Source organism: Streptomyces aurantiogriseus, from assembly GCF_014649375.1.
GTDB lineage: Bacteria > Actinomycetota > Actinomycetes > Streptomycetales > Streptomycetaceae > Streptomyces > Streptomyces aurantiogriseus.
In genome coordinates this window covers 1-13,782 of sequence record NZ_BMSX01000031.1, presented here as the reverse complement: position 1 = coordinate 13,782, position 13,782 = coordinate 1, and the positions used below count along the sequence as shown (strand labels likewise).

Genomic DNA, 13,782 nt, shown 5'->3' with positions numbered 1-13,782 from the left:
GATGAGCCGTCAACGGGCGGCGGGGCCGCTGTTCGTCGCACCGTTCCTGGTGCTGTTCCTCCTGCTCTTCCTGGCCCCGCTCGGCTACGCCGCCTATCTCAGCCTGTTCCAGGAGCGCCTGATCGGCGGGACGGTGTTCGTCGGTCTCGACAACTACGTCCAGGCCCTGGGCGACTCCCAGTTCCTCGGCGGCGTCGGACGCGTCGCGCTGTTCTTCCTGATCCAGGTCCCCGTGATGCTGCTGCTGGCGCTGCTGTTCGCCCTCGCGCTCGACAGCGGCCTGCTGCGGCTCGCGCGTGTGATCCGGCTGGGCATCTTCGTCCCGTACGCCGTGCCCAGCGTGGTCGCCGCGCTCATGTGGGGCTACCTGTACGGGCCGGACTTCGGCCCCTTCGCGCAGCTGAGCCGGACGCTGGATCTGCCGGCCCCGCACTTCCTCAGCGACGGCTGGATGCTGGGCAGCCTGGCGAACATCGTGACCTGGGAGTTCGTCGGCTACAACATGATCATCCTGTACGCCGCCCTGCGCACGGTCCCCCAGGACCTGTACGAGGCGGCCGCGATGGACGGCGCCGGCGCCTGGCGCATCGCCTGGTCGATCAAGCTGCCGGCACTGCGCCCGGCGCTCCTGCTGACCCTGCTGTTCTCCGTGATCGGCAGCTTCCAGCTGTTCAACGAACCGAACCTGTTGATGAAGATCGCCCCGGACGTCATCAGCAGTTCCTACACCGCCAACCTCTACGCCTACTCCCTCGCCTTCACCGGCCAGCAGGTCAACTACGCGGCCACGGTGTCCTTCCTCCTCGGCCTCGTCATCGTGGTCGCCTCCTACGCCGTCCTGCTCACCGCTAACCGCAGGAGGACCTCGTGACGACCACGACGCCGACGGCCGCCGTCGCTCCGGTGGCCGAGCGGGTTCACTCGGCGCCTGCGAAAGGGCGCCGTCCCTCCGCCCGCCGCAGCACCCCGCTGACCATCGCCATGCTGGCCGCTCTGGCCTACTTCCTCCTCCCCCTCTTCTGGCTGCTGATCGCCTCGACCAAGAGCACCCAGGACCTGTTCGACAGCTTCGGTCTGTGGTTCTCGCACGCCCCGCAACTGCTGACGAACATCACGGAGACCTTCACCCAGGACGACGGAGTCTTCCTGCACTGGCTGCTCAACACGGTGATGTACGCCGTCGTCAGCGCGCTCGGGGCCGCGCTGCTCGCCGCGGCCGGCGGGTACGGCTTCGCCAAGTTCCGCTTCCGCGGCGACCGGGCGGCCTTCAACCTGGTCCTCGGCGCCGTCATGGTCCCGACCACCGCTCTGGCGATCCCGACCTACCTGCTCTTCGCGAAGGCGGGTCTGGTGAACACCCCTTGGGCGATCATCCTGCCCTCGCTCGTCAACCCGTTCGGCCTCTACCTCATGCGCGTCTACGCGCAGGACGCCGTCCCGGACAGCATCCTCGAGGCCGCCCGCATCGACGGTGCCGGCGAGGCCCGGATCTTCTTCCGGATCGTGCTGCGGCTGCTGGGTCCCGGCCTGGTGACGGTCCTGCTGTTCACGCTCGTGGCGACCTGGAACAACTACTTCCTGCCGCTGATCATGCTCAACGACCCGGACCTGTACCCGATCACCGTCGGCCTGGCCTCCTGGGCCGCGCAGGCGCAGAACGGCGGAGCCGGCGCCAGCAGCGACATGCTCCCGCTGGTCGTGACCGGATCCCTGATCTCGGTCGTCCCGCTCGTCGTGGCCTTCCTCATGCTTCAGCGGTACTGGCAGAGCGGGCTGGCCGCGGGTGGCGTCAAGCAGTAGGTCTCGCGGTCCTCGTAGCACCCCCCTTTCCTCGGAGGTTTCCTTTCATGGCGGCTCTGCCTGCCCGCGTCCTGTTCGGCGCCGCGTACTACCACGAGTACCGGCCCCCTCACGGCACCGAACGGCCCGACGAACGCCTCAAGACCGACCTGGACCTGATGGCCGATGCGAAGGTCAGTATCATCCGGGTCGGCGAGTCGGTGTGGTCGACCTGGGAGCCGGAGAACGGGCGGTTCGACCTCGACTGGCTCCAGCCGGTGCTGGACGGTGCCCACGAGCGCGGCATCTCCGTCGTCCTCGGCACACCGACGTACGCCGTCCCGCCGTGGCTGGCCCGCCAGTACCCGGAGATCACGGGCGAGCGGCGCACCGGCGAGCGCATCGGCTGGGGCGCCCGCCAGGAGGTCGACTTCACCCACCCCGCCTTCCGTTTCCACGCCGAGCGGGTCATCCGCAAGATCGTCGCCCGGTACGCCGGCCACCCCGCCGTCATCGGCTTCCAGGTCGACAACGAACCGGGCAACGAACTCCTCCACAACCACGGCGTCTTCCAGCGCTTCGTGGACCATCTGCGCGAGACGTACGGCGACGTCGAGACCCTCAACCGTGAGTGGGGGCTGGTGTACTGGTCGCACCGGCTGTCGACGTGGGCCGACCTGTGGACGCCGGACGGCAACGCGCAGCCCCAGTACGACGTCGCCTGGCGCGCGTTCCAGGCCCGTCAGGTCACCGAGTTCATCGGCTGGCAGGCCGACATCGTCCGCGCGTACGCCCGCCCCGAGCAGTTCGTCACCACCTGCATCTCCTACACCCGCCCGGCGGTGGAGGACGACGAGCTGACCGACCGCCTCGACATCGCCTCCGGCAATCCGTACTACGACATGCAGGACGGACTGCTGCTGCCCGACCCCACGCCCGACGGGCACGAGCAGAAGTGGAAGACCACCGGCGTGTGGGCGCTGTACCAGACCGCCGACTGGATGTTCGCCTCCCGTCAGGAGCCGTTCCTGGTCACCGAGACCAACGCCGGTTCCATCGGCTTCCCCTGGGACAACCGGCCCGCCTACGACGGCCAGTGGCGGCAGGCCGCGTGGGCGCTCGTGGCGCGCGGCGCCCGCATGATCGAGTACTGGCACTGGAACACGCTGCACTTCGGCGCGGAGACCTACTGGGGCGGCGTCCTCCCGCACACCGGCCGTCCAGGACGTACGTACGCCGAACTCGCCCGCCTGGGGGCCGAGTTCGAGGCGGCCGGCTCGCTCGTCGCCGGGCTCGAACCGGACGCCGACATCACCCTGGTCCAGTCGACTCCGAGCAAGTGGCTGATGCAGAAGTACCCGCCGCTGTCCACACCGGACGGCGAGCCCGACCCGGCCGCCTACCACCGCATCGTCGACCCCTTCTACCGCGGCGCGTTCGACGCCGGGCGCCAGGTGCGGATCGTCCACGCCCGCCAACTGCACGACCCGCGCGGGGAACAGGAGGGCCTGACGCCGGAGGAGGCCGTCCGCCGCCACCCGGTCCTGGTCGTCCCGGCGTTGTACCTGGCCGCCGACTCGACACTCGACTGGCTCGCCGCCTACGCCGGGGCCGGCGGCCACCTGGTCCTCGGCCCGCGCACCGGCTACGCCGACCAGGAGGCCCGTGCCCGCACCGAGCCGGCGCCCGGACGCCTCACCGACGCCGCCGGCGTCACGTACGACGAGTTCAGCAACCTCACGCGGGAGGTCCCCGTGCGGTCGGCACCCGGCAGCCCCCTCGACCTCCCCGACGGCGCGACGGCGACCCGCTGGGCGGACGGCCTGACGGTCACCGACGCCGACGTACTCGTCACCTACGACCACCCGCACTTCGGGCGCTGGCCCGCGGTCACCACCCGCCGCCACGGCGCGGGCCGCGTCACGTACGTCGGCACGGTGCCCGGTCGCGACCTCGCCCGGGCGCTGGCCGAGTGGCTGACGCCGTCCGCACGGCACGCCTGGCGGGACCTCCCGGCGTCCGTCACCGCCACGACCGGCACCTCACCCGACGGACGCCGCGTCCACATCGTCCACAACTGGAGCTGGGAGCCCGCGAGCGTTCTCGCGCCGGTGGACCTGTCCGACGTCCTGACGGGCACCACCCTCCCCGCGGGGGCGTCGCTCGACCTGGGCCCGTGGGACGTACGCGTCCTCCACTCCTGATTCACCACCCCCGAAACCCCCGAAAGGGGAGGCTGTGCGGAGAAGAAGATCCAGAAGAACGCTGGTGAGCCTGGTCGCGGCAGCAGCGATGCTCGTGATCCCCGCGTCCAGTGCGCGGGCGTACAACCCGACAGGCGGGACCCTGTACCAGCTCGGCAGCGAACCGTGCCTGAAGGGGCGGGGCAACTGCGCGGTCTACCCCAAGTCGGCGCAGTTGCCGAGCGGACGCCTCGTCGCGTCGTTCGAGAAGTCCACCGTCGTGACGGAGACGGGAAGCGCCGACAAGCAGACGCTCCCGGTGTACAAGAGCGACGACCACGGAACGACGTGGCAGCCGCTGTCGGAGGTCAAGGCCCCGGCGTACCTCTCCAGCGACCCCAAGTACGCGAGGTACACGAGCAACTGGACGAACCCGTACCTCTACGTGCTGCCGCAGGACGTCGGGAACCTCAAGCAGGGCACGCTGCTCCTCGCGAGTGTCGTGTCGGGCGACGACTACTACTACAAGGAGCACAAGGCAGCCGACCCCAACTGGACGCCGTCCAACGACGGAGACCGCAAGGACCTGGCGATCGCCCTGTTCGCCAGCACCGACGAAGGCGTGACGTGGAACGTCGTCAACGTCATCGCCACCGGCGGCTGGCAGGGCGGCAGCGCGGGCGCAGTCGGCCAGAACATCGCGAACGCCAACACGAACAAGCAGGTGGATCCCCTCTGGGAGCCGTACCTGATGGTCCACAAGGGCAAGCTCGTCTGCTACTACTCCGACGAGAACGACTACACCGGCTTCGACCCCGCCACCGGCGTCCCGACCCTGGATCCCGCGAACGACACCGCCCCGGACTCGCACGGCCAGATCCTCGCCCACCGGACCTGGGACGGCCGCAGCGCGCAATGGAGCACCCCCGTCGTCGACATCGCCGGCCTGACCGAGGACATGGGAGGCGGCAAGACGGAGATCGGAGACGGGCGGCCGGGCATGACGAACGTCGTCCGCACGACGGACGGCAAGTGGCTCCTCACCTACGAGTACTGGGGCGGCGGAGCCAACACCAGGTACCGGATCGCCGATGACCCGCTGAAGTTCTACACCGGCTCGCCCACCGGAACGGGGGTCAACTCACTGCCGGTCGACACCGGTTCACGTGCTCTGTCGACAGGGGGCAGCCCGGTGCTCATCAGGCTTCCCGGTGGGCGCCTGGTGTACAACGCCGCCGGCAGCGGCAACGTCTGGGTCAACGACAGCGGTCGCAGCGACGGGGTGTGGAAGGAGTACCAGACGACCTCTCAGGCCGGCTACAGCCGCAACCTGCAGTACGTCGAGGGCACCGGCCGCATCGCGATACTCAACAACCAGGGCACCTCGACACTCAGGTTCGCCGAGGTCGATCTCGGCCACTCGGACGGCCCCTACTACCAGCTGGTGAACCGGAAGACGGACCAGGTGATCGGCACCGGGAACAAGACCAACGACGCGAACATCGGCAACGGCGACGTTCCCGACGTCCGTCTGGAGGCCCCCGGCTCGGCGGCGAACGCGGACACCCAGTTCTGGCACGTGGTGACCGAGCCCAACGGCGGCGTGACGCTGCTGAACAAGTCGGGCGGCCGCGCGGCGGCCATCTGGACCGGCAACGCGACGGTCGGCCAGCGGATCGGCCAGTGGGTCGACAACAGCGCCACCGGCAGCTGGAACCTCGTCAAGACCAGCGACGGCTTCTACAAACTGCAGGCGGTCAGGAACACCGGTCTGTACTTGACCGGCGCGACCGCCGGGGCGCCGCTCACCCTGCAGAGCGCGGTCACGGACGGCTCGCAGGAGTGGGAGCTCGTCCAGTAGGTCACGTTCGAGGAACCGGAATGCCGAACCGAGGCGGGGTGGGCCGGCGCGTCGGCCCACCTCCCCCGCTCCCCCGCTCCCCCGCGCGGTCAGCTCCTGCGGTCCACCTGTGGTCGGCGAGCCCGCCGCGCCTCGCGGACGACCGCCCAGGCGTCCGCCACCGGACCCACGTGCCCGAGCTTGTCGGGGTTGATCACCGACCCGGCACCGATCATGCGCCTGCCCCACTGCGGGGCCTTGCTGCCGCCGTCGCCGATCATGTGCACGTCGGCGGCGAGGAGCTCCCGGAGCCCGTCGACGTCCCCTTCCCTGAAGGCGTCGAAGAACCGCCCGGCGAGTTCCTCGCGCTCCTTTCGGCCGGCCTCGCACCGGGGTCGGCCCGCGTCCATGTGGCGGCGCGCCCGCACCGCGAGCTGGCGGCACGCTGCCTTCGACCGCTCCACGGTCGAGGCGATCTCCGGGAAGCCGAACCCGAACACCTCCCTCAGCACCAAGACCGCGCGTTCGAGCGGGCTGAGCCGCTCCAGCAGGACCAGCGCCGCCATCGACAACGAGTCGGCCGGCTCCGCCGAGCGCTCCGGGTCCTCGTAGGGGTCGGTCAGCAGCGGCTCGGGGAACCACGGCCCGATGTACTCCTCCCGCCAAACGCGCGCCGAGCGCAGGACGTCGATGGAGATCCGGGTGACCACGGCCGAGAGACAGGCACTGGCCGACGTGGGGCGGGTCGGGGAGACCTGGTGGCGCAGCCACGTCTCCTGGACCGCGTCCTCGGCCTCGCTCACGCTGCCGAGGATCCGGTAGGCGATCGCGAACAGCAGCGGCCGCAGTTCCTCGAACTCCTCGGTCAGGGTCATCCGAGGCTCTCCCGGAAGCCCTGGCGCCATGACGGAAAGCGCAGCTCCCAGCCGAGCTCCCGCTTGGCCCTGGCGTTGGAGAAGCCGCGCCCCTCGGTCATCATCGTCACCGCCACGTCGCCGGCCGGCAGCCGGGCCAGCCACTTCGGCACCCGCATCGGCGGCTTCGCACCCGCGCACGCGGCGAGATACGGCAGCCACTCACTGGCCGGCGCCGGTTCGTCGTCGACGATGTTGAACACGCCCCTCGCCTTCTGCTCCACGGCCAGGACGGTGGCGCTCGCCGCGTCGTCGAGATGCACCCACGAGCTGTAGCCGGTGCCGCCCCCGACGAGCGGGAACTGCCGCTTGCGCACGAGCTCGACCTGGTCGTCGGTGGCGCCCGGCCCGTAGAGCCCGCCGTAGCGCAGAGCCGCGCCGCCGGCCTTGACGACGACGTCCTCGACGTGGCGGATCGCCTCCATCCCCGGGCGCGCCGGCGTTCCGGGCATCAGGTCCAGCGGGTCCTCCTCGGTCTTCACCCATCCGCCCTCGCGGATGCCGTTCCACGAGGCGTAGCTCTGCGCGACGAAGTGGGACACGCCGGTCGCCTCGGCGGCGGCCAGCAGGTGGTCCGTCCCCTCGGTGCGCAGCCGGTTGGTGGTGGCGAACCAGCGGTCCATGTGCTTGATGTCGGGCTTGCCGGCGATCGCGGTCATCTGGTGCACGATCGCGTCCGGCCGGGCCCGGGCCACCGCCGCACCGACCGACACCGCGTCCAGCCCGTCCATCACGACCGCCTCTGCGCCCAGTTGCTCGAGCAGGCCCAGCTTGGCCGCGCTCGTCGTCGTAGCCGTCACCTGGTGACCACGGGCCACGAGCTGCGGCACCAGCCGCCGCCCCAGGACCCCGGTCCCCCCTGCCACGAACACCCGCATGACCGTCACCTTCCTGATTCCGGAGTCCGTCTCCCGGAACAGGGACGAGACAGCCCCGTACGTTTGTGACATGAAAGGGGGCCGCCTGCCTCGGCAAGCACCGCCGTGGGCGGGAACAGCTCGTCCGCACGGAGCCCGACGCCGTGTCGCGGGCACGGCAGACGCTCGAGGAACTGGAGACTCTGTCCCGTACGGAAGAGCCCGAACCGAGAGAAGACAGGACAGGACAGATGAGCGTGACGAGCGTGGACAAGGATGACGACAGCCTCACCCTCACCCTGATCGCCGACTTCGCCGCCCCGGTCGAAAAGGTGTGGCAACTGTGGGCCGACCCCCGTCGGCTGGAGCGCTGGTGGGGACCGCCGACCTACCCGGCGACCGTCGAGACCCACGACCTGATCCCCGGCGGCGAGGTCACCTACTTCATGACGGGTCCCGAGGGCGACAAACACCGCGGCTGGTGGCGCGTCACGTCGGTCGCCCCGCCGACGTCCCTGGAGTTCACCGACGGCTTCGCCGACGAGGAGGGAACCCCGGACCCCACCCTGCCGGTCACCACCGTGCACGTACGGCTGACCCGGCACGGAGACGGCAGCCGTATGGAGCTCCGGTCCGCCTTCGACACCCGGGAGAAGATGGAACAGCTGATGACCATGGGCATGGAAGAGGGCCTGCAGCAGGCGGTCGGCCAGATGGACGACCTCCTCGTCGGCTGAACGGTCACGGGATCTCCTGCTCAGCCCAGATGATCTTTCCGTCGCCCGTGTACCGGGCTCCCCAGCGATGGGCGAGCTGGGCGACGAGGAAGAGGCCACGGCCCCCTTCGTCCGTGCTCCGGGCGTGTCTCAGCCGGGGGGCCGTGCTGCTGGAGTCGGCGACCTCGCAGGTCAGGCGCGCGTCGCGGATCAGGCGCAGCCGTATGGGAGGTGCGGCGTAGCGAACGGCGTTGGTGACCAGCTCGCTCACGATGAGCTCCGACGTCATGGCCAGCTCCCCCAGCCCCCAGGCTTCCACCTGGCGAGTCGCCCGGGCTCGGACGTCGGCGACGGCGGCCGGGTCCACGGGCACGTCCCAGGAGACGACGTGGTCGGCGCCCAGGGAGTGCGTGCGTGCCAGGAGCAGGGCGATGTCGTCGGGTTGCGGAACGGGTACGAGCTGCTGCACCGCCGACGTGCACAGGGTCGCGAGGTCGGCGTCGGACCGGGCCAGCAGTTCACCGAGCCGGGACATGCCCAGTCCCATGTCGCGGTCGGCTCCCTCGATGAGGCCGTCGGTGTAGAGACCGATGAGGCTGTTCTCGGCGAGCTCGATCTCGGTGGCCTCGAACGCCATCCCGCCGAGCCCGAGCGGCGGCCCGGCCGGGGGCTCCGGGAAGGACACCTGCCCGTCGGGGTCGACGACGACGGGGGGCGGGTGTCCGGACCGGGCCATCGTGCACCGCCTGGTGACCGGGTCGTAGACGGCGTACAGGCAGGTCGCCCCGAGGAAGGCGGTGGTGCTCTGCGGGGCCGCCGAGTCCTCGATCTCCGCGCTCAGCCGGAGCACGAGGTCGTCGAGGTGAGCCAGCAGTTCGTCGGGGGGCATCTCCATGTCGGCGAGGGTCTGCACCGCGGTGCGCAGTCGGCCCATGGTCGCCGCCGCGGCGATGCCGTGCCCCACCACGTCACCGACCACCAGGCCCACCCGGGCCCCGGACAGGGGGATCACGTCGAACCAGTCGCCCCCCACCCCGTCCGTGGGGTCGGCCGGCAGGTAGGAGGAGGCCACCTCCAGCGCCGTTCCGCCCGTCAGGGCCTGCGGCAGCAGACTGCGTTGCAGGGTGACCGCCGCCGCGTGTTCCCGGGTGTAGCGACGGGCGTTGTCGACGCACAGCGCCGCTCGCGCGACCAGCTCCCGGGCCAGCAGGACGTCGTCGGGCTGGAACGAGACGGGATTGAGCGACCGTAGGAACGTGGTGAGGCCCAGAGCGGTGTTCCGCGCCCGCATCGGTACCGAGATGAGGGAGTGCAGTCCGAACTCGCGCATGCTCGCCGCTCTCTCGGGCTGTTCGGAGGCCCACAGTTCGTCGGACGGGTCGAGGACCGGGATGAGGACCGGCTCGCCCTCGATGAGCAGGTTCGCGTCGTGCGGCGGAGGGATGAAGTCCACCCTGTCCCCGATCCGTGCCACGGCCTCCGGGCAGCCCTCGCGCACCGAGCTCATTCCGGCGCGGCGCATCTCCGGCTTGATGGGCGCCGGTCCCGCGTCCGTCAGCCACGCGCCGTGCCCTTCGGTGCTGAGCACGGGCTCCAGGAGGTCGACGATGACGAAGTCCGCGAAGCGTGGGACGGCGAAGTCGGCGAGTTCCTGAGCCGTACGCATCACGTCCAGGGTCGTGCCGACGCTGGCCCCGGCCTCGTTGACCAGCGACAGCAGCTGGCGGACGTTCCACCGTTCGGTGACGTCCAGGACCATGTAGCAGACCCCGGTGACGGAGTTGTCGGCGCCCACCAGGGGGAAGAAGGACGTGGAGTAGGCGTGCCGGCGGTGTGGATCGGCCCAGCTCCATCCCACGTACTCGTAGTCGGTGATCGGGACTCCGGTCTCCAGGACCTTGCGCATCAGCCCCTCGATGGTGGCCGCCTGCAGGCCGGGCAGCAGCTCGCTGAGCCGACGCCCCAGCCGCTGTGCGCGGGGCACACCGCCGAAGCGTTCCAGCGTGTCGTTCAGCCACACGTAGCGCAGGTCCAGATCCATCACCGCCATCCCGACCGGGGAGCGGGTCAGGAACCCGTCGAGGACCGACTGATCCACCGCCCACTGCGGGCTCTGCTTGCGCGCGGAGATCAGAAAGCACTCGTCGTCGCCGATGTGGAAGGACGCCGAGACCCGCAGGTCGATGTCGAGGGAGTGGCCGTCGCGATGCCGTACGCAGATGAGTCCGCTCCACCCCATGCCCGCGCGGCACCGCGCCGCGATACCGGCCACACGAGCCGGATCGCCGGGCATCGCCACCAGACGCGCGGCGGAGCCGCCGACCACCTCCGAAGCCGGGTGGCCGAGCAGCGCCTCGGCGCCCCGCGTCCAGCCGAGCACGACGCCGTCCGCGGACACGACCGCCACCGCGTCGGTGGACGCGTCGAGGTGGTCGCGCGATCCGTCGGGGGCCGGACTGTCGGCAGCTTTTCGCGCAGAATCCGCAGAATCCATGGGTGCCATCCTCTACACGACCATGTTCCTGCTTGTCCGCCCGATCTGCACGACGCCGAGCGGCCTCCTGCCGGAGCCCCTGCGCCTGCCGACTCCCCGGGCCGGAGACGGCATGGAAGTGCCCGTGGTCGGGAACCCAGGTGGTGCGACGATGCCGACAGGCGTCGCCACCTCCTGCCGAACGGTGGAGAGGATCTGGGATGACAGCCGAACCCTTCCAGCCCGACGGAGACGCGTACAGATCCGTGGCGCCCCCGCCCACCGGTCTGCTGGACGTCCTGAGCGTGTCCGCCATGGTCGTCGACACCGACGGACGCATCGTGTTCTGGACCCCGCAGGCGGAGGAGCTCTTCGGGTACTCCGCGCAGGAGGCGCTCGGCAAGTACGCGGCGCGGCTGTTCATCCACCCCGAGCACCTGCAGGCCGTGGTGAAGCTGTTCGCGGAGGTGCTGGAGACCGGCCGGAGCTGGGCCGGCGCCTTCCCCATCCGGCACAAGGACGGCAGCAGCCGCCTGATGGAGTTCCGCAACATGCGGCTGCAGGACGATCACGGGGATGTCTACGCCCTGGGCATCGCGGCCGACCACACCCTGCTCCAGCGCGTCGAGACCGACCTGGCCCTGTGCGAGCGGCTGATCAACCAGTCTCCGATCGGTCTGGCCCTCCTGGACCCCGATCTGCGGTACCTCCTGGTCAACCCGGCACTCGAGCGGATCGACGGCATCCCCGCCGAGGAGCACGTCGGCCGTCGCCTCCGGGAGACCCTGTCCCTCCCCGACGTCGACACCATCGAGTCCGCACTGCGTCAGGTGCTCACCACCGGCACGCCACTGCTGGACCAGTACCACGTGGGCCGCCCACCGACCGACCCGAAACATGAGCACGCCTGGTCTCTCTCGTTCTACCGGCTGGAGGACCCCGGCGGGCGGGTCCTGGGCGCGGCCACCTCGGTCGTCGACGTCACCGAACGGCACCGCGCGGCCGCGGAGGCCGACCGGGCCCGGCGACGCCTCGCGCTCATCGCCGAGGCCTCCACCCACGTCGGCACCACGCTGGAAGTGGAGCGGACCGCCCAGGAACTGGCGGAGATCGCCGTCCCCCAGCTCGCCGACGTGGTCGCCGTGGACGTCCTCGACTCCGCCCTGGCGTGCCGGCGCTCGCGCCGACCGGACAACGGCCCGGAGCTCTTCCGCGCCCTCGCGCTCAAGGCGGCCCACCCCACCGTGGCTCTGCGCGCCGCCGACCCTCCCGGTGACCTCGCGGCCTATGAAGGTGACCGCCTGGTCACGCTGTGCGTGCACACCGGGCGGCCGGTCCTGGTGCGGCACGTCGGCGCCCACGACATCCCCCGCATCGCCCGGGACGCCGAGGCCGGCTCACTGCTGGCCCGCGCCGGCGTCCACTCGTATCTCGCCGTGCCGTTGATCGCCCACGGCGAGGTGCTCGGCGCCCTCGACCTCAAGCGCACCCGCAACCCGCTCCCGTTCGACGAGGACGATGTCGTCCTCGCCAGTGAGCTGGCCGGCCGGGCGGCCGTGGCCATCGACAACGCCCGTTGGTTCCAGAGCGTGCGCAACACCGCCCTCACCCTGCAGCGCAGCCTGCTGCCGAACCACCCGCCCCATCACACCGGTCTCGAACTCGCCTCCCGCTACCAGCCGGCGCAGGCCACCAGCGAGGTCGGCGGCGACTGGTACGACGTCATCCCCCTGGAGGACGACAAGACCGCCCTCGTCGTCGGAGACGTCATGGGCAACGGCATCGACGCCGCCGCCACCATGGGCCGGCTGCGCACCGCCACGTGCGCCTACGCGGACCTCGACCTCGACCCCGGCGCCGTGCTCCAGCATCTGGACAAGATCACCTGCGATCTGGAGCACTACATCGTCACCTGCCTCTACGCCGTGTACGACCCGCACACCAGGCAGTGCCGCATCGCCAACGCGGGACACATGCCGCCCGCACTCGCCGGCCCCGGCAAGGCACCCACGCTGCTCGACCTGCCCTCCGGAGCCCCGCTGGGCGTCGGAGGCATCCCCTTCGAGACCACCACGACCGACCTCTCCCCCGGCGACCTGCTGGTCCTCTACACGGACGGCCTGGTCGAAACCCGGCACCATCCCATCGACGACCGCCTGTCCGTCCTCCTCGGCTTCCTGGACGAACCCGACCGTCCCCTCGAGGAACTGTGCGACCTCCTGCTGTACGGCCTGCGCCACCCCGACGACCACGACGACGTGGCGCTGCTGGTCGCACGGGCCCGGTAGGCAGACTCGCCGGGGCCTGGTGGGGCAGGGTTCAGTCGGTGTCGTCGGCGCGGAGGAGCAGGTCGAGCAGGCCGGGGAAGCGCGCTTCGAACTCCTCGCGGCGCAGCCGGTTGACCCGCTTGGCGCCCTCGTCGCGCTGTTCGACCAGGCCGGCACCGCGCAGGACCGAGAAGTGGTGGCTGAGTGCGGCCTTGCCGACGGGAACGTCGAAGCTGCCACAGCTGCGCGTCCAGTCGGCGGAGCCCGCCAGTTCGCGGATGAGCTGAATGCGCACAGGATCGGCGAGCGCGGACAGCGCCGTCAGGACGGAAACGTCCTCGGGATCCGTGTGTACCGGCGCCGCACGATGACTGGCGCCCGCAGCTTGGTTCGGCATGCCCCTCTCCCCGTCCTGCGCATCGTCGCTGGGACACCCGTCGGCTCCCCCGCTTGCTCAGTGTTCGACGATCATCTTACACTCCGGGTGTTCGCTTTCCATTGAACACCTTGTCGAAGGGTGCGTTCCGCCATGCGCGCAGTCGAGTTCCAGGAGTACGGAGCCCCCGAGGTGCTGAAGGTCGTGACGGCCGAGGCCCCCCAGCCGGGACCTGGCCAGGTCAGCATCGACGCCGCCTACGTCGGCGTGAACTTCGCCGACCTCAAGGCCCGCGCCGAGGGCTACCGGGTGCAGTCACTGCCCTACCGCCCGGGCCTGGAGGTCTCCGGCCGGATCCGCGCCGTCGGCGACGGCGT

Annotated in this window: 11 protein-coding genes; 7 read left to right on the top strand and 4 right to left on the bottom strand. The window is 70.6% G+C overall.

From position 1 onward, the window contains the following. The first annotated feature begins 1 nt into the window (after position 1). The 4 genes from IE263_RS41870 (at position 2) to IE263_RS41855 (ending at position 5,823) form a co-directional block, all read left to right on the top strand. Positions 2 to 871, top strand: a complete 870-nt coding sequence (locus tag IE263_RS41870; RefSeq protein ID WP_189943364.1) for a carbohydrate ABC transporter permease — start codon at positions 2 to 4, stop codon at positions 869 to 871. Continuing rightward, entirely contained in the window at positions 868 to 1,800 is a 933-nt protein-coding gene (locus IE263_RS41865; RefSeq protein ID WP_189943363.1) for a carbohydrate ABC transporter permease, read from the top strand. Before IE263_RS41870 ends, IE263_RS41865 begins: the two co-directional genes overlap by 4 nt. 47 nt (positions 1,801 to 1,847) lie before the next feature. Further along, positions 1,848 to 3,983, top strand: a complete 2,136-nt coding sequence (locus tag IE263_RS41860; RefSeq protein WP_189943362.1) for a beta-galactosidase — start codon at positions 1,848 to 1,850, stop codon at positions 3,981 to 3,983. A gap of 88 nt (positions 3,984 to 4,071) precedes the next feature. Continuing rightward, positions 4,072 to 5,823 (top strand): RICIN domain-containing protein, encoded by a 1,752-nt coding sequence (locus tag IE263_RS41855; protein ID WP_189943431.1) that lies wholly within the window; start codon positions 4,072 to 4,074, stop codon positions 5,821 to 5,823. 89 nt (positions 5,824 to 5,912) lie between these two features. Here IE263_RS41855 and IE263_RS41850 read toward each other — a convergent pair whose 3' ends face one another. Beyond that, a complete protein-coding gene (locus tag IE263_RS41850; protein ID WP_189943361.1) occupies positions 5,913 to 6,677 on the bottom strand; it encodes a sigma factor-like helix-turn-helix DNA-binding protein in 765 nt (254 codons plus the stop codon). Continuing rightward, on the bottom strand, positions 6,674 to 7,594 hold the full coding sequence (locus IE263_RS41845; protein ID WP_189943360.1) for an NAD-dependent epimerase/dehydratase family protein: 921 nt from the start codon (positions 7,592 to 7,594) through the stop codon (positions 6,674 to 6,676). The genes IE263_RS41850 and IE263_RS41845 overlap by 4 nt, the downstream gene beginning before the upstream one ends. A gap of 230 nt (positions 7,595 to 7,824) precedes the next feature. Here IE263_RS41845 and IE263_RS41840 point away from each other — a divergent pair, with 230 nt between their 5' ends. After that, a complete protein-coding gene (locus tag IE263_RS41840; protein ID WP_189943359.1) occupies positions 7,825 to 8,310 on the top strand; it encodes an SRPBCC family protein in 486 nt (161 codons plus the stop codon). A 4-nt stretch (positions 8,311 to 8,314) separates the two neighbouring features. On the opposite strand, the gene IE263_RS41835 is transcribed toward IE263_RS41840, so the two are convergent. Continuing rightward, a complete protein-coding gene (locus tag IE263_RS41835; protein WP_189943358.1) occupies positions 8,315 to 10,783 on the bottom strand; it encodes a SpoIIE family protein phosphatase in 2,469 nt (822 codons plus the stop codon). Between the two features lie 200 nt (positions 10,784 to 10,983). Between IE263_RS41835 and IE263_RS41830 the strand changes: the two genes are divergently transcribed. Next, positions 10,984 to 13,050 (top strand): SpoIIE family protein phosphatase, encoded by a 2,067-nt coding sequence (locus tag IE263_RS41830; RefSeq protein ID WP_189943357.1) that lies wholly within the window; start codon positions 10,984 to 10,986, stop codon positions 13,048 to 13,050. Between the two features lie 31 nt (positions 13,051 to 13,081). On the opposite strand, the gene IE263_RS41825 is transcribed toward IE263_RS41830, so the two are convergent. After that, a complete protein-coding gene (locus IE263_RS41825; protein WP_189943356.1) occupies positions 13,082 to 13,426 on the bottom strand; it encodes an ArsR/SmtB family transcription factor in 345 nt (114 codons plus the stop codon). 132 nt (positions 13,427 to 13,558) lie between these two features. Between IE263_RS41825 and IE263_RS41820 the strand changes: the two genes are divergently transcribed. Beyond that, on the top strand, positions 13,559 to 13,782 hold a 224-nt coding region (locus tag IE263_RS41820; RefSeq protein WP_373312265.1), incomplete at its 3' end, for an alcohol dehydrogenase catalytic domain-containing protein.

What these genes read in the sequence shown, in the direction of transcription:
- IE263_RS41830 (WP_189943357.1), top strand. Translation starts at nt 10,984, where the DNA reads ATGACAGCCGAACCCTTCCAGCCCGACGGAGACGCGTACAGATCCGTG.
- IE263_RS41860 (WP_189943362.1), top strand. Translation starts at nt 1,848, where the DNA reads ATGGCGGCTCTGCCTGCCCGCGTCCTGTTCGGCGCCGCGTACTACCAC.
- IE263_RS41840 (WP_189943359.1), top strand. Translation starts at nt 7,825, where the DNA reads ATGAGCGTGACGAGCGTGGACAAGGATGACGACAGCCTCACCCTCACC.
- IE263_RS41835 (WP_189943358.1), bottom strand. Translation starts at nt 10,783, where the DNA reads ATGGATTCTGCGGATTCTGCGCGAAAAGCTGCCGACAGTCCGGCCCCC.
- IE263_RS41870 (WP_189943364.1), top strand. Translation starts at nt 2, where the DNA reads ATGAGCCGTCAACGGGCGGCGGGGCCGCTGTTCGTCGCACCGTTCCTG.
- IE263_RS41845 (WP_189943360.1), bottom strand. Translation starts at nt 7,594, where the DNA reads ATGCGGGTGTTCGTGGCAGGGGGGACCGGGGTCCTGGGGCGGCGGCTG.
- IE263_RS41850 (WP_189943361.1), bottom strand. Translation starts at nt 6,677, where the DNA reads ATGACCCTGACCGAGGAGTTCGAGGAACTGCGGCCGCTGCTGTTCGCG.
- IE263_RS41855 (WP_189943431.1), top strand. Translation starts at nt 4,072, where the DNA reads ATGCTCGTGATCCCCGCGTCCAGTGCGCGGGCGTACAACCCGACAGGC.
- IE263_RS41825 (WP_189943356.1), bottom strand. Translation starts at nt 13,426, where the DNA reads ATGCCGAACCAAGCTGCGGGCGCCAGTCATCGTGCGGCGCCGGTACAC.